General features: G+C 57.6%; 14 protein-coding genes. 7 read left to right on the plus strand and 7 right to left on the minus strand.

Annotated elements, in window-relative coordinates; translation table 11 throughout:
• The first annotated feature begins 15 nt into the window (after positions 1-15).
• A complete protein-coding gene (locus Q3H59_RS14020) occupies positions 16-591 on the plus strand; it encodes a DedA family protein (RefSeq protein WP_137385418.1) in 576 nt (191 codons plus the stop codon).
• On the opposite strand, the gene Q3H59_RS14025 is transcribed toward Q3H59_RS14020, so the two are convergent.
• On the minus strand, positions 592-1,368 hold the full coding sequence (locus Q3H59_RS14025; RefSeq protein ID WP_110865774.1) for an SDR family oxidoreductase: 777 nt from the start codon (positions 1,366-1,368) through the stop codon (positions 592-594).
• A 117-nt stretch (positions 1,369-1,485) separates the two neighbouring features.
• Here Q3H59_RS14025 and Q3H59_RS14030 point away from each other — a divergent pair, with 117 nt between their 5' ends.
• Both Q3H59_RS14030 and Q3H59_RS14035 read left to right on the plus strand, forming a co-directional pair.
• Positions 1,486-3,300 carry a glycoside hydrolase family 15 protein gene (locus Q3H59_RS14030; RefSeq protein ID WP_101763162.1) on the plus strand — a complete coding sequence of 605 codons (1,815 nt, stop codon included), beginning with the start codon at positions 1,486-1,488 and terminating at the stop codon, positions 3,298-3,300.
• A 196-nt stretch (positions 3,301-3,496) separates the two neighbouring features.
• A complete protein-coding gene (locus Q3H59_RS14035; RefSeq protein ID WP_101763163.1) occupies positions 3,497-4,549 on the plus strand; it encodes a L,D-transpeptidase family protein in 1,053 nt (350 codons plus the stop codon).
• An 83-nt stretch (positions 4,550-4,632) separates the two neighbouring features.
• On the opposite strand, the gene Q3H59_RS14040 is transcribed toward Q3H59_RS14035, so the two are convergent.
• A complete protein-coding gene (locus Q3H59_RS14040; protein WP_280172606.1) occupies positions 4,633-5,658 on the minus strand; it encodes a transporter in 1,026 nt (341 codons plus the stop codon).
• Positions 5,659-5,820: 162 nt separating this feature from the next.
• Here Q3H59_RS14040 and Q3H59_RS14045 point away from each other — a divergent pair, with 162 nt between their 5' ends.
• Positions 5,821-7,431: an inorganic phosphate transporter gene (locus tag Q3H59_RS14045; protein WP_309835433.1), complete on the plus strand. Its 1,611-nt coding sequence runs from the start codon at positions 5,821-5,823 to the stop codon at positions 7,429-7,431.
• 44 nt (positions 7,432-7,475) lie between these two features.
• Here the strand turns inward: Q3H59_RS14045 and Q3H59_RS14050 are convergent, their stop codons facing one another.
• From Q3H59_RS14050 to Q3H59_RS14065, 4 genes are all read right to left on the minus strand, one after another.
• Positions 7,476-8,684 (minus strand): MFS transporter, encoded by a 1,209-nt coding sequence (locus tag Q3H59_RS14050; protein WP_101763166.1) that lies wholly within the window; start codon positions 8,682-8,684, stop codon positions 7,476-7,478.
• Between the two features lie 177 nt (positions 8,685-8,861).
• Positions 8,862-9,812 (minus strand): tRNA dihydrouridine(16) synthase DusC, encoded by a 951-nt coding sequence (gene dusC / locus Q3H59_RS14055; protein ID WP_309835435.1) that lies wholly within the window; start codon positions 9,810-9,812, stop codon positions 8,862-8,864.
• A gap of 4 nt (positions 9,813-9,816) precedes the next feature.
• Positions 9,817-11,205 (minus strand): ATP-dependent RNA helicase RhlE, encoded by a 1,389-nt coding sequence (gene rhlE / locus Q3H59_RS14060; protein WP_008102680.1) that lies wholly within the window; start codon positions 11,203-11,205, stop codon positions 9,817-9,819.
• Positions 11,206-11,420: 215 nt separating this feature from the next.
• Positions 11,421-11,813 (minus strand): YbhQ family protein, encoded by a 393-nt coding sequence (locus tag Q3H59_RS14065; protein WP_101763168.1) that lies wholly within the window; start codon positions 11,811-11,813, stop codon positions 11,421-11,423.
• A 177-nt stretch (positions 11,814-11,990) separates the two neighbouring features.
• Here Q3H59_RS14065 and Q3H59_RS14070 point away from each other — a divergent pair, with 177 nt between their 5' ends.
• From Q3H59_RS14070 to Q3H59_RS14080, 3 genes are read left to right on the plus strand one after another with little or no spacing between them, the layout of a single operon-like run.
• A complete protein-coding gene (locus Q3H59_RS14070) occupies positions 11,991-12,752 on the plus strand; it encodes an endonuclease/exonuclease/phosphatase family protein (protein WP_101763169.1) in 762 nt (253 codons plus the stop codon).
• Positions 12,749-13,993, plus strand: a complete 1,245-nt coding sequence (gene clsB, locus Q3H59_RS14075) for a cardiolipin synthase ClsB (protein WP_137385413.1) — start codon at positions 12,749-12,751, stop codon at positions 13,991-13,993. Before Q3H59_RS14070 ends, clsB begins: the two co-directional genes overlap by 4 nt.
• Entirely contained in the window at positions 13,993-14,967 is a 975-nt protein-coding gene (locus Q3H59_RS14080) for a lysylphosphatidylglycerol synthase domain-containing protein (RefSeq protein WP_101763171.1), read from the plus strand. Before clsB ends, Q3H59_RS14080 begins: the two co-directional genes overlap by 1 nt.
• 57 nt (positions 14,968-15,024) lie before the next feature.
• On the opposite strand, the gene Q3H59_RS14085 is transcribed toward Q3H59_RS14080, so the two are convergent.
• A complete protein-coding gene (locus Q3H59_RS14085; protein ID WP_101763172.1) occupies positions 15,025-15,732 on the minus strand; it encodes a Bax inhibitor-1/YccA family protein in 708 nt (235 codons plus the stop codon).
• Positions 15,733-15,740: the final 8 nt, after the last annotated feature.

Consider the following 15,740-nt stretch of genomic DNA (forward strand, 5'->3'; position numbering starts at 1 on the left):
TGCAGGGAGGATAATTTGCATCTCGATATCAATGGATTAATCACCCAATACGGTTATCTGGCGCTGCTGATTGGTTGTATTGCCGAAGGGGAAACGTTCACGTTGTTAGGCGGTGTGGCGGCGCATGAAGGCTTATTGCACTTCAGCGGCGTGGTGCTGGCGGCGATGATCGGCGGCATTATTGGCGATCAGCTGCTGTTCTGGCTGGGACGCCGTTATGGCACGCGCATTTTGCGCCGTTTCAGTAAACATCAGGAAACAATTGGCAAGGCTAAGCGGCTGATTCAAAAACACCCGAGCCTGTTCGTGATTGGCGTGCGCTTTATGTACGGCTTCCGCATTGTCGGGCCGATCATTATTGGCACCAGCCGCCTCAAGCCGCTGCGTTTCTTCATTCTGAACGTGGTTGGTGCGGCGCTGTGGGCGCTGATCTTTGTCTCGCTTGGCTACTTTGCCGGACAGATTGTCGCGCCGTGGCTGCACAAGATCGATCAGCACCTCAAGCCGCTGTTATGGCTGGCGGCGGCGGTGATTTTTGGCATTGTCTTGCGTTACATCATTCGCCACTGGAATCACCGCCGCGCCGGTTGATTACGAGTGGTACCCCTTAAACTGCGGATTGGCCAACATAAAACCACCGTCGACAATAAACGATTGTCCGGTGGTATAAGTTGCCCACTCCGAACAGAGCCATGCCACTAAACTCGCCACTTCACGCGTATCGCCGGGACGCCCAATCGGGATTTCCGGCATACGTCGTCCTTGCTGGTCATCTTTCATATCGTTCATCGCCGTGGCAATTGCGCCCGGTGCGACCGCGTTCACCAGAATATGGTGCGGTAAGAGACTCAGCGCCATCGATTTGGTCAAGCCGCCGAGCGCATGTTTGGCAGCGGTATAGGCGGTGGCATCCGGCAGCGGCGTGTGTTCATGCACCGACGTAATATTGATGATGCGTCCGCCGTCGCCCTGGTCAACCATATGGCGCGCGGCAATCTGCCCGCAAAGAAACGCGCCATCGACATCCACGTTGAACACTTTGCGCCAATCCTCAAAGGTGACATCGAGAAAGTCGGCTTTGGTCATCACGCCGGCATTACACACCAATACGTCAATGCGCCCCAGCGAGTTGATCAGCTGCGTCAGTTGCTGAGCGCCGGCTTGCGGATCGGAGAGATCAACCTGCCGCACCTGCGCCTGCTGTCCACGACTCTCCACCATGCGCGCGGTTTCCTGGGCGCCCTCTTCATCCGAACTCCAGGTGATGCCCAGCGTATAACCCGCTTCGGCCAGCATCACCGCACAGCTGCGACCAATGCCTGAACTGGATCCGGTAACCACAGCGACTTTCTGTTTTCCTAAGCTCATAACATTCTCCTGATTGAGGGTGTCTTTACAGTATAGAAGTTATCCTTCTGTGCCTCGGGGCCGCCGAATCTGCCGTTTCGTCTATAGTTAACAATTACCTACGGCAAAGGGGGCACGATGAGCGAGATTAAACGCAGAATAGACGACCATGGCGTGATTGGTGATTTACGCACCTGCGCACTGATTGCTAACGATGGCACCATCGATTATCTCTGCTGGCCGGCGCTCGATAGCCCGTCGGTTTTCGCCGCGCTACTGGACAGCGATGAGGCCGGCCTGTTCTCCCTCGCGCCGGACTGGAAAAATGCCCGCCAGCAACAGCTCTATTTACCGGATACCAATATTCTGCAAACCCGCTGGCTGGATGACGCCGGCGTGGCAGAGATCACCGATTACATGCCGATCTGCGATGAGCAGAGCAAAGTGCCGCGTATCGTGCGCCGCGTAAAGATGGTACGCGGCACCGCCACCTTTCATCTGCTGTGTGCGCCACGCCACGACTACGCGCGTGCCGAAACCACCACCGAACTGCGGCCAGGCGGTATCGCCTTCCTTGCGTCGGGACAACCGGCGTTGCGCCTCAGCGCTTCGGTGGTGATGACGCGTGAGAATCACAGCGCGGTGGCGGAATTTACCCTGAAAGCCGGGGAAACCGCTGAGTTTGTCTTTGGTAACGATGACGATCCTAACGTGGCCACCATCGCCACCGAGCACTGTTTCCACGACACGCTGGAGTACTGGCGACGCTGGAGCAGCCACAGTTCCTACCGCGGCCGCTGGCAGGAGATGGTGACGCGTTCAGCGCTGGCGCTGAAGTTACTCACTTCGCATCAGCACGGTTCCATCGCCGCCGCCGCTACTTTCGGCTTACCCGAAGAGTTGGGCGGCGAGCGCAACTGGGATTATCGCGCCTCGTGGATCCGCGATGCCTCATTCAGCATGTACGCGCTGATGCGCCTCGGCTACACCGAAGAAGCGCGCGACTTTACCAAATGGGTCGGCCGCTGCGTCGAGCACAGCCACGACGACACGCCGCATCTGCAAGTGATGTATCGCCTCGACAGCGGCACCGAGCTGCACGAAACCGAGTTGCTCAATCTTTCCGGCTACGCCAATTCACGTCCGGTGCGCATCGGCAATGATGCCTGGCGCCAGACGCAGCTCGATATTTACGGCGAGTTGATGGATGCCATCTACCTCGCCAATAAATATGGCGAGGCAATTTCGCATCGCGGCTGGAAGTACGTCTCCGATATGATCGATTACGTCTGCGTGAACTGGAATCAGCCCGATGCCGGGATCTGGGAGATGCGCGGCGAGCCGGAACATTTCCTGCATTCACGCCTGATGTGTTGGGTCGCGCTCGATCGCGCACTGCGCCTTGGCCTGAAACGTTCGCTGCCGATGCCGTACGACCGCTGGGATAAGGTGCGCAGCGAGATCCGCGACGATATCTGGCAGAACTTCTGGAACCCGGAGCTGGGCCATTTCACCGCGACGCGCGGCGGTAATTTCCTGGATGCTTCGATGCTGCTGATGCCGCTGGTGCGCTTTGTCAGCTCCACCGATCCCGACTGGATTTCGACGCTGGACGCGATTAAAACGCATCTGGTGAGCGACGGTTTAGTCCGACGCTATAACATTCACGAGACGCCTGCCGATGCTTTAACCGGCGGAGAAGGATCTTTCGGTGCCTGCTCATTCTGGTATGTGGAGTGTCTGGCGCGAGCCGGTCGCGTACATGAGGCGCATTTTGAGTTTGAAAAGCTGCTGAGTTACGCCAATCCGCTTGGTTTGTACGCCGAAGAGTTCACTTCACACGGCGAAGCGTTGGGTAACATGCCGCAGGCGTTGACGCATCTGGCGTTAATCAGTGCCGCTTTTTTCCTCAATCGTAAACTGAGTAATGAAGTGACGCTGTGGCAGCCGTGAAAATTCACATTTTGGGCTGCGGATCGAAGGGAATTGTCGGGTAAAGACAAGGAATTGCGTAAAGTATATGCAGCCAGTAAAAATCCTGATTTCCATCAATGCGCCAATGCACATATAATGCGCAGCGGGTCATACTGACCACGATGGATTCGACACACTGACAAGCCTGAAACATGGCCATAACGACTTGAAAAACATGAAAATGAGCATTCGCGCGTTCGCTTCACTCGCCCTCGCACTGGCGGCGTTCAGCCAGTCGGCATTTGCAGTAGTCTATCCGCTGCCGCCGGCTAACAGCCGTCTGATCGGCGAAAACATTGAAATCACTGTCCCTGATGACAGCAAACTTCCGCTGGAAGCCTTTGCTGCACAGTATCAGATGGGCCTCAGCAATATGCTTGAAGCCAATCCGGGCGTTGACGTTTATCTGCCAAAAGCTGGCACTAAAATGATCATCCCACAGCAGCTGATTCTGCCTGACGCGCCGCGTGAAGGCATCGTGATCAACAGCGCTGAGATGCGTCTTTACTACTACCCGAAAGGCACCAAGACCGTGGTCGTGCTGCCAATCGGTATCGGCGAGCTGGGTAAAGATACGCCGGTCAACTGGACGACCAAGGTTGAGCGTAAGAAAGATGGCCCAACCTGGACGCCAACCAAAGCGATGCACGCAGAATATGCGGCACGCGGCGAGAGCATTCCTGCGGTGTTCCCGGCGGGTCCGGATAACCCGATGGGCCTGCACGCGCTCTATATCGGCCGCCTGTATGCGATTCACGGCACCAACGCCAACTTCGGTATCGGCCTGCGCGTAAGCCACGGCTGTGTGCGTCTGCGTGCTGACGACATCAAATGGCTGTTCGACAACGTGCCGGTTGGTACGCGCGTACAGTTCATCGATCAGCCGGTGAAAGCCACCGTTGAGCCAGATGGTTCGCGCTACGTGGAAGTACACAATCCGCTGTCGACCACCGAAGAGCAGTTCAATTCACGCGAAGTGGTGCCGATCAATCTGACTTCCGCTGTGACCAAAGTGATTGCCGATGCCAGCACCAACCAGGATGCGGTCAACAACGCTATCCAGGCGCGTAACGGTATGCCGATCAAAATCAACGGTCCAGCTGGCGAAGTGCAGCCAGCACCGGTGCCGGTTCAGGAGTCTTCTGACGCATTGCCGAAAGAAGAGCCAATGACACCGCAAGGTATCAATGGCGCAGCGCCAGCAGCGCAGCCGGCCACCAGCCTGTAATCGCGCGTTAAGACGCGCAATAAATTGCGCCGCTACAGATATATGCACCTACCGTAGCGGCGCGATTCATCGCGCAACGTCAATCAATCACGCGGTCGTCGAAACGCCAGCCAACCCGCCACCAAGGTAAACGCCAGTACTACTAACACCAGCAGCAAAAAGCCGTGCGGATTATTCGCCAGCGGAATCCCGCCCACGTTCATGCCAAAAAATCCCGCCACGATATTGATCGGCAGCGCCAGCACGGTGATCACTGTCAGCAAAAACAGCGTGCGGTTGCTCTGCTCCATCAATCGTGCGGCAATCTCTTCCTGTAGCAAACGAATCCGCTCCATCAAACTCGCCAAATCATTCAGCGCCACGCTGAACTCTTCGGTGAAAATTCGCAGCTCGCCCAGGGGTTCACGCTTTAGCCATTTGGGCGGACGATTCAGCAAGCGGAACAGCGCCGCCGGTTCCGGTGCCAGCAAACGCTGCACGCGCAGCAGCATACGACGCAGTTGTCCCAGCTCGCGGCGATTGGTTTTGATCGCCGCACTCAGCAAGCGCTCTTCAATCGCATCCACCGCCTGACTGGAACGCCGCACCACTTGCTCCAGCTGCGCTTCCTGCTCGCCAAGCAGCCATAGCAGCATCGCATCCGGCTCGGCGAACTTCAGTTCATTCATCTGCTGATGCATGCGTTCGATCATGCCAACCGGGCGAAAACGCGCGGTGACCACCACACGCGGGCAGCACCACATCCACAACGTGGCGTTCTGCGTGCTGCGCTCCTCTTTACTGAAGGTGACGTCATTGAGTACCGCCAGCAGCGCATCGTTTTGCTGGGCTAAACGGGTGCGCGGCGAAGCAGAATGTATCTCGTCGAAAAAATCGTGGTCTACGCCAAAGTGGTCCTGAACCCAGCGTTCAGCACGCGCGTGATTAAGGTTGATGTGCAGCCAGATAAAGGTCGACTGCGGCAGCTGCTGCTGCGATAGCTGGGCCGCTTCGCGTGCATTGAGCCGCTGTGGCAGCGACGCGGGCGTAAACAGATAACCATGAATCAGTCCGGCGACGTCGTTATTGAAGTCCGGCAGCGAGGCGAGCGGTAGTACGGGCTGGAGCATTAGCAGGTCATTCCCGAGCGGTCAGATCCACAGCGTGCGACAGGGATGTTGCAGCAAGATGACACCGGGCGTGCGCCATCATCATTCTGTCATACAAACCACGTATCACACTGCCATTAACGGGTGCCGTTCGAGCATCGTGATTTAACACTGAGGTGTTTTATGGCTGAAAACAGTTTACCTGCATCGACCTCCTCGTCCCACAGCGGACGCCCGAACCTTAACCGCGGCAACGGCCCTGCCTCACGCCTGATCTTTGTACTGTTGCTGATCGCTGGCCTGCTGTATGCCGGCATCAACCTGTTTAATGACGTTGAAGAGACCGGTGCGCCGGTCACCAGCTACATACCGTTCCTGCTGCTCGGCGTGGCGCTGATCATTGCGCTCGGTTTTGAATTTGTGAACGGTTTCCACGATACCGCCAACGCCGTCGCCACGGTGATCTACACCCATTCGCTGTCGCCGGGCGTGGCGGTGATGTGGTCCGGTTTCTGTAACTTTTTGGGCGTGCTGCTCTCCAGCGGCGTGGTGGCGTTCGGCATCATCTCGCTGCTGCCGGTGGAGTTAATTCTGCAAGCGGGCAGCGGCCACGGCTTTGCCATGGTCTATGCGCTGCTGTTCTCGGCGATTATCTGGAACCTCGGCACCTGGTATTTTGGTTTACCGGCCTCCTCTTCGCATACGCTGATCGGTTCGATTATCGGCGTTGGCGTGGCGAACGCCTTGCTGCATGGCCGCAGCGGCACCAGCGGCGTGGATTGGGATCAGGCAATTAAAGTCGGGTATGCGCTGCTGCTGTCGCCGATTGTCGGCTTCGTCTGCGCCGCACTGCTGCTGCTGGCGATGAAAGCCTTTATCCGCAATCGCCAGCTGTATGAAGCGCCGAAGGGCAACCAGCCGCCGCCGGTGTGGATTCGCGGCTTGCTGATCCTCACCTGCACCGGCGTATCGTTCGCGCACGGCTCGAATGACGGGCAGAAAGGCATGGGCCTAATCATGCTGATTCTGGTCGGCACCATGCCGATTGCCTACGCGTTGAACCGCTCGCTGCCGCCGGAGCAGATTCCGCGCGTCGCCGCCTTAACTCAGGTGACGGAACAGCAACTGCTGACGCTGCAACCGGCGCCCGCCGCCATGCCCGCGCCGCGCGAGGTGCTGACCGAATTCGTGCGCACCAGCCAGAATCGCCCACAGGTGTTGCCGGCGCTCGGCATGATGCTGGGCGATATCGGCGACCAGATTCGTCGCTACGGCGCGGTGGAAAATATCCCGGCGCAGGCGGTGACCAACACGCGAAACGACATGTATCTGGCCTCCGAAACCATTAAGCATCTGCAAAGCGCCAAAGTAGCGCTGCCAGAAGAGACCGCGCGCAACCTGGCGGCGGTGAAGAAAGAGCTGGATGCCGCCACGCGCTTTATCCCGATGTGGGTGAAAGTGGTGGTGGCGATAGCGCTGGGTCTCGGCACCCTGGTTGGCTGGCGTCGCATTGTGGTGACGGTGGGCGAACGCATAGGCAAAACCCATCTGACCTACGCGCAAGGTGCCAGCGCTGAGCTGGTAGCGATGGCGACCATCGGCGCGGCCGACGCGTTTGGCCTGCCGGTTTCTACTACCCATGTGCTCTCATCCGGCGTCGCCGGTACGATGGCCGCCAACCGTTCAGGTCTGCAACTCGCCACCATCCGCAATCTGGCGATGGCGTGGGTGCTGACGCTGCCGGTATCCGTGTTACTTTCGGGGTTGCTTTACGCCCTGTTTATCCACTTTTAACTGCGGTAAACAACGGCGGCGCACGGGGGTTTGCCGGTGAAGCGTTATTCGCTCAGCGCTTGCGCAGCCGTCTGGCGGCCGTGTTGCTGGTGCAGACGCAGCGTGATGGCAAATGCGCCCAGCACCATCAGCGCCGCCGCCAGATAGACCGATTGCATGCCCCAATGCCCAATCAGCAAGCCCGCCACCGGACCGGTTAATCCCAGGCCTAAATCGAGAAACGCCGAATAGGTGCCGAGTGCCGAACCCTGATCCTGCTGCTGTACACGCTTCACCGCTTCCACGCCCAGCGCCGGGAACACCAGCGAGAAACCGCCGCCGGTGAGAAACGCGCCCAAATCCACCAGCCAGATGCTGTCGGCCTGCCAAATCAGCAGCAGTCCGGCACACTCCAGCACAAATGACACCAGCGACACTTTCAGGCCACCGAAACGCGTGATGTAGCGACCAAAACCGAGGCGCACAATCACAAAGCCGAGGCTGAACAGCGTCAGCGCGAACGCCGCACCGCTCCAGTCGCGGCTGGCGAAATAGAGCGTGATAAAGGTGGAAATTACGCCGAAACCGATGGTGCCAAAGCCAAGCGCCAGCCCAAACATCCACACGCGGCTGACCACGCGATGAAACGGAATGCGCACGCCGGCGGAGACGCTGACGCCCGCTTTGCGACTCGCCATCCAGAATCCGGCAACGCCCATGATCGCCACCAAACCAGCAAAGCCGCTGATGCCAAACCACTGATTCAGCAGCACGCCGAGCGGTGCACCAATCGCCATGGCGAAATAGGTGGCTACGCCGTTCCACGAGATCACCCGCGCGGTTTGCAGCGGACCGACAATGTTCATGCCCCACAGCGTCGATCCGGTGCTACTGAAGCTTTCACCTACGCCGAGGAACAAGCGCCCCGCCGCCAGCAGCGCCAGGCTCAGCAGCGGCATGTCGCTGCACAGCGCGGCGATAATCGATAACACGCCGCTCATGCCGCAGAACACCAATCCCATCATCACCACGCGCTTCGGACCAAAGCGATCCGCCAGACGACCGGAGTGCGGGCGGCTTAATAGCGTAGCGAAATATTGCAGGCTGATGATTAATCCGGCGATGAACGAGCTGAATCCAAGCTGGTTATGTACGAATCCCGGCAGCACCGCGAGCGGCAAACCCACCGAAAGGTAGCAAAAGAAGGTGAAAACAATGACGGAGAGAATACGTTTATTTAACTGAGCGTTACTCAGTACAGCGGCGTCAGACATGGAAAGTGGCGTCGGGAACGGTGATGAAAATGGACAATAACTATAACCTTAGCCTGCTAAGAGATCGCGACTTTTTTAGTTATAAAGTACTAACAGATTGGAGGAAATAATGAGCACACATCCGGTCTTTCATATGGCGCAATAAATCGCGCTGCTACGAAATGTGCGTATTGGTGATTATGCGATGATACGTGTGGCATGTCGGTCAATTGCATCAGCAATATCGGCGGAAACGCGCAAGGTGCGCACTTCGCTGAACAAGCCGTCGGCTTGGTGATACGCCTTGCGCAGGTAGCCAAGCCACTGCTTGATGCGCGCCACGTGATACATGCCGGTATCGCCCTGCTTTTCCAGCTGAGTGTACTTAAGCAACAAGGCAACCACGTCGGGCCACGCCATCGGCGCTTCGTTGTATTTCACCACGCGCGCCAGATTCGGCACGTTGAGCGCACCGCGCCCTATCATCACCGCATCGCAGCCGGTAATGCGCATGCAATCCTGCGCGTCCTGCCAGTTCCAGATCTCACCGTTGGCGATCACCGGAATGCGCAGACGCTGGCGAATTTCGCCAATCGCCTGCCAGTTAATGTTTTCGGCGCGATAACCGTCTTCTTTAGTACGACCGTGCACCACCAGCTCGCTGGCACCGGCTTGTTGCACCGCATCGGCGATCTCAAAACGACGATCGCCGGAATCCCAGCCAAGGCGCACTTTCACCGTCACCGGCAGATGATCCGGCACCGCTTCACGCATCGCTTTCGCGCCGCGATAAATCAGTTCGGGATCTTTCAGCAAGGTGGCACCGCCGCCGCTGCCGTTGACCAGCTTCGACGGACAGCCGCAGTTGAGATCAACGCCCCAGGAACCGAGTTCCACCGCGCGCGCGGCGTTCTCGGCCAGCCACTCGGGGTATTGCCCGAGCAGCTGCATGCGAACGCGCGTGCCTGACGGCGTGCGGCTGTGATTATGCAGCTCAGGACACAAACGATAGAAGGATTTTACCGGCAGCAGCTGATCGACCACGCGCAAAAACTCGGTCACGCACAAGTCATAATCATTCACCCCGGAGAGCAGCTCACGCACCAGCGAATCAAGCACGCCCTCCATCGGCGCCAGCAACACCCTCATGACGTTAGGCGTTCCCGGTTTTCTTCGGTGCCGGACGACGACGACCGCTGTTGGCGGCTGGCGCAGCCTGGCTTGCGCCCTGCGCTGGACGACGCGCGGAACGCGCTTCACCCTGCGGACGTGGCGCATTGCCGCTGTGCGGGCGAGAAACGTTGCCGCCCTGACCGCGACCCTGGCCTTGACCACGTCCACCTTGACCGCGACCGCCGCCCTGCTGCTGACGACCGTTCTGGATTGGCTCGGCTTTGATGCTGGGATCGACTTCGAAACCAGGCAGCTCGATGCGCGGGATTTCACGCTTCAGCAGACGCTCAATGTCACGCAGCAGTTTGTGTTCATCAACACACACCAGCGACAGTGCCGCGCCGGTAGCAGCCGCACGGCCGGTACGACCGATACGGTGCACGTAATCTTCCGCCACGTTTGGCAGCTCGTAGTTCACCACGTGTGGCAGCTCTTCGATATCCAGACCACGCGCCGCGATGTCGGTCGCGACCAGCACGCGAATGCCGCCGGATTTGAAGTCAGCCAATGCACGGGTACGCGCGCCCTGGCTCTTGTTGCCGTGGATCGCGGCGGCGGTGATGCCGTCTTTGTTCAGCTGCTCAGCCAGATGATTGGCGCCGTGTTTGGTACGGGTGAACACCAGCACTTGCTGCCAGTTATCACGACCAATCATCAGCGACAGCAGTTCCCGCTTGCGCTTCTTATCCACGAAATGCACTTGCTGTGAAACTTGCTCAGAGGCGGTGTTACGACGCGCAACTTCAACCTGTTCTGGGTTGGTAAGTAGTTTTTCCGCCAGGGTTTTGATCTCGTCAGAGAAGGTGGCAGAGAACAGCAGGTTCTGACGCTTAGCAGGCAGACGCGCCAGCACGCGACGGATGTCGTGGATGAAGCCCATGTCGAGCATACGATCCGCTTCATCCAGCACGAGGATTTCAACCTGTGACAGATCAACCGCGTTCTGGTGCGCCAGATCGAGCAGACGGCCCGGTGTCGCCACCAGCACGTCAACGCCGCCGCGCAGTTTCATCATCTGCGGGTTGATGCTCACGCCGCCAAATACCACCAGCGAACGGATATCGAGATATTGGCTGTACTCACGCACGTTCTCGCCAACCTGAGCCGCCAGTTCGCGGGTCGGGGTCAGGATCAACGCACGCACCGGACGGCGGCCACGCGCCGTGGACGGTTTTGCAGTCAGACGCTGCAGCAACGGCAGCGTAAAGCCGGCGGTTTTACCGGTGCCGGTTTGGGCGCTCGCCAGCAGGTCACGACCAGCCAGCACCACAGGAATGGCCTGACGCTGAATCGGCGTCGGCTCTTGGTAGCCTTGTTCTGCTACCGCACGCAAAATATCGGCACTTAAGCCGAGAGAGTCAAATGACATGCAGGTGTATTACTCCGAACCGTCCTGACCGCCGTAGGCGATGTAGTTTTCAGGAGGGATATGACGCAAGCGCGGGGCTCACGTGTGAAAAGGGCACAAACTACCATGCGTAAGGGCGCGAGTTTAGCAGCTTTCCGCGCAGACAGCATCCATAAAAAAAGGAGCCGCATTGGGCTCCTTTTGGTCAGGTCCGCAGGGTTGCGGTCCCTAATCGATCAACTGCGCTTCTTCTCGATGCGCTGAACCGGCTCTTTCGCCAGCAGTGAAACCAGCGCCGGTCCCACCAACATCACCACGCCGAGGAGACCAATCAGCAGGTTGTTATGGATAAAGCGGGAGATCAGGAACAGCGTTAACATCGCTGCGCCAAAGTAGTAAGTGGTGGTCACCTCTTCGAGGGAATCACCCATTCTACGTAAACGGGCACTACGCTGCATGACCAGCATGGTAATGAATACCACCGCATAAGCTGCCACCAGGGTACTGCTCACTTCAACCAGCGCCCTATGTTTCCAGCCCCAAACCAGTGCGGCAATCACCAGCAGGTGCATTGCAATGTGCAAACAAGTTTGTCCGGTAACAATCTGAACACGATTAGACCATTTCATTCTCTTCTCCTGGCAGACCCAACAGGTCGCCCAAGTGTATCTGGCTGGAGGCCAGACGAACGTCCTCAATGTAAAGCAAATTTCGGATTACGCCCTAATTTTCTGCCCTTAACACCATCCATTTGTGACAAAGACTACACTTTGTGCTGTTGATGATGAAAAGGAGCGCGTCGAAGTATGCCACAAAATACGCAAGGATTTTCATTTAAAGTCCTGACGATCAATACCCACAAGGGTTTCACCAGCTTTAATCGCCGCTTTATCCTGCCGGAATTGCGTGATGCTGTTCGCGCCACATCGGCGGATATCGTCTTCCTGCAAGAGGTAATGGGTACCCACGCCATCCATTCGCTGCACATTGAAAACTGGCCGGAAACCTCCCATTACGAATTTCTGGCCGATACCATGTGGAACGATTTTGCCTATGGCCGCAACGCGGTTTATCCCGAGGGACATCACGGGAACGCGATATTGTCACGCTTTCCCATCGTTGAATATGAAAACCGCGATATTTCCGTCGCCGGAAGTGAAAAACGCGGCATGTTGCACTGCCAAATCCGCCTGCCGGATCGGGCGGAACCGCTGCATGTGTTCTGCGTACATCTCGGTCTGAAGGAGAAACATCGCCAGGCGCAGATGAAGATGATGTGCGACTTTATCGATACGCTGCCGCCCGATGCGCCTTTGGTGGTGGCCGGTGATTTTAATGACTGGCAGGTCAGCGCCAATCGCTTTCTCAAACGCGCGGTGGGCTTAGAGGAAGTGTTCAGCATCAAAACCGGCCGCCCTGCCCGCACCTTCCCGGCGCGTTTTCCGCTGTTACGGCTAGATCGTATCTACATCCGCAACGCTACGGTGAGTAAGCCGTGGGCGCTGCCGGTTAAACCCTGGTCTCACCTGTCCGATCATGCGCCGTTAGCGGTGGAGATTTTCCTATGAGTTTCAATTGGCGCGACGGTAATCAGCTCCGTCTGTTAGAAAATGGTGACCAGTTTTTCCCGCGCGTATCAGGCGCGATCCAACGCGCCGAGCGCACGCTGCTGCTGGAAACCTTCATCCTGTTTGAGGACGAAGTCGGCAACGATCTGCACGAACAGCTGCTCAAGGCGGCGCAGCGCGGGGTCAAAGTCGAGGTGATGGTCGATGGCTACGGCTCGCCAGACCTCTCCGACCGATTTGTTGATAGCCTGACGGCCGCGGGCGTGCGCTTTATCTATTACGATCCGCGTCCGCTGGTGCTCGGCATGCGCACCAATGTGTTTCGTCGCCTGCACCGCAAGATCGTGGTGATCGATGAACAGATCGCCTTTGTCGGCGGCATCAACTTCTCCGCTGAACATAACATCGATTTCGGTGCAGAGGCCAAACAGGATTATGCCGTGGAGGTGAAAGGCCCGGTGGTGCTGGATATTGCCCAATACGTGCAGCAACAAATGGGCAGCGAACAGCACACGCGGCGCTGGTGGGGTGCGCGCTCCCATCGCCCGGCGGTCAACGCCATGCCCGGTGAAGCGCAGGTACTGTTTGTCTATCGCGATAACGACGAACACCGCGACGACATCGAACAGCACTATCTCGCCATGCTGCGCAAGGCACAGAAGGATGTGATCATCGCCAACGCCTACTTCTTCCCCGGCTATCGTCTGCTGCGCGAAATGCGCAGCGCGGCTCAGCGCGGCGTGCGCGTCAGGCTGATTGTGCAGGGCGAGCCCGATATGCCGATCGTCAAAGTCGGTGCCGAGTTGCTGTACAACTACCTGGTCGATGGCGGTGTGGAAGTGTATGAATATTGCCGCCGCCCGCTGCACGGCAAAATAGCGGTACAGGATCAGCAGTGGTCCACCGTCGGCTCCAGCAACCTCGATCCGCTGAGTTTATCACTCAATCTGGAAGCCAATTTGATGGTGCACGATCGCGCTTTCAACCAGACGCTGCGCGACAATCTGGAACTGCTGATTCAGCAGGACTGCGTGCGCGTGGAGGATGACAAGCTGCCGCCGCGCAACTGGTGGCAGCTCACCAAGGGCGTAATTGTGTTCCACTTTTTACGTCACTTCCCGGCTATTGCCGGATGGTTGCCTGCGCACACGCCACACTTGTCGCAAGTTGCTCCCCCCGTACAACCCGAAATGGAAACTCAGGATCGGGTTGAAGCCGATAATTCAGGAGCAAAATCCTAATGTCGAAAAAGAATCCGCGCTGGCAACTGGCGAAGAAAATCCTCACCTGGCTGTTTTTTATTGCGGTGATTGTGCTGCTGGTGGTGTATGCGCGCAAGGTGAACTGGGAAGACGTCTATACGGTGATCGTCGGCTATAACCGCTATGTGGTGCTAAGCGCTGCTGCACTGGTGGTGGTGAGTTATCTGACCTATGGCTTGTACGACCTGATTGGACGAGCCTACTGCGGCCATAAGCTGGCGAAGCGCCAGGTGATGCTGGTGTCGTTTATCTGTTATGCCTTCAACCTGACGCTCAGCACCTGGGTTGGCGGCGTGGCGATGCGCTATCGGCTCTACTCAAGACTCGGTTTGCCGGGCAATACCATTACGCGCATTTTCTCGCTGAGCATCGCCACCAACTGGCTAGGCTATATTCTGCTGGCCGGCGTGGTGTTTGCGGCGGGCATGGTGCCGATTCCCTCCGGTTGGTTCATTGGTGAAACCACGCTGCGCATCATTGGCGCGGTGCTGCTGGTGATGGTGGCGGTCTACTTGTGGGCTTGCGCCTTCGCGAAGAAGCGCCGCTGGACGGTTAAAGGCCAGCATCTGCAGCTGCCTTCACTGCGCATGGCGCTGTTCCAGTTTGCGGTCTCCTGCGCCAACTGGATGGTGATGGGCATGATTATCTGGCTACTGCTGGCGCGTCAGGTGGATTATCCGATTGTGTTAGGCGTGTTGCTGATCAGCAGTATCGCCGGTGTGATCATTCACATCCCGGCCGGGATTGGCGTGCTGGAAGCGGTATTTTTGGCGCTGCTCAGTGGGCAACACGCCTCGCACGGCACCATTATTGCAGCGCTGCTGGCTTATCGCGTGCTCTATTTTATTCTGCCGCTGTTGGTGGCGCTGGTGCTCTATTTGTGGCTGGAGAGCCGCGCGAAGCATTTACGGCAGAAGAATGAGCAGAAGATGGAGAAATCGGTATCGCGGTGAGTTTGTGCGGAGTTCCCCTCTCCCGCAGGCGGGAAAGGGGACAGTTTGGTGCGTGGTTTAGCGGCGGTTGCCGAAGATGCGCAGCAGCATCAGGAACAGGTTGATGAAGTCGAGATACAGCGTTAACGCACCCATGATTGAGGCGCGACGCAGGTTCTCTTTGTCATTGACGTTGATATTCTCGCCAATCGCCTTCAGCCTCTGCGTGTCATAGGCGGTTAAGCCAACAAACACCACCACGCCGATATAGGTAATCGCCCACATCAGCGCCGGACTTTTCAGCCAGAAGTTCACCAGTGACGCCAGCAAAATACCGATCAGCGCCATAAACAGCAGGCTGCCAAAACGGCTCAGGTCGCGCTTAGTGGTGTAACCGTAGAAGCTCATGGCACCGAACATCCCGGCCGTCACGAAGAAGGTGCTGGCGATGGATGAGTAGGTGTAAACGAGGAAAATACTCGCCATGGTTAATCCGGTTAGCGCCGAATAGAGCATAAACAGTGCGGTGGCGACCGCGCCGCTCAGCCGATGCACCATGCCAGACAACACAAACACCAGCGCTAACTGCGCGATGATCAAGCCGAAGAAAGTGATGCGGTTAGCAAACACCAGTTCCATTACTGCAGGTGTGCGGGCAGCAAACCACGAAACAAACGCGGTGAGCAGCAAGCCGCAGGTCATCCAGCCATACACCTGCGCCATGTAGGTCTGCAGCGAGGTGGATGCCTGCTGCACGATTGAATCATTACGTGGATATCGATCCATGAAGCGCC

The organism is Pantoea sp. SORGH_AS_0659, from assembly GCF_031453915.1.
In the GTDB taxonomy this organism is placed as follows: domain Bacteria; phylum Pseudomonadota; class Gammaproteobacteria; order Enterobacterales; family Enterobacteriaceae; genus Pantoea; species Pantoea leporis.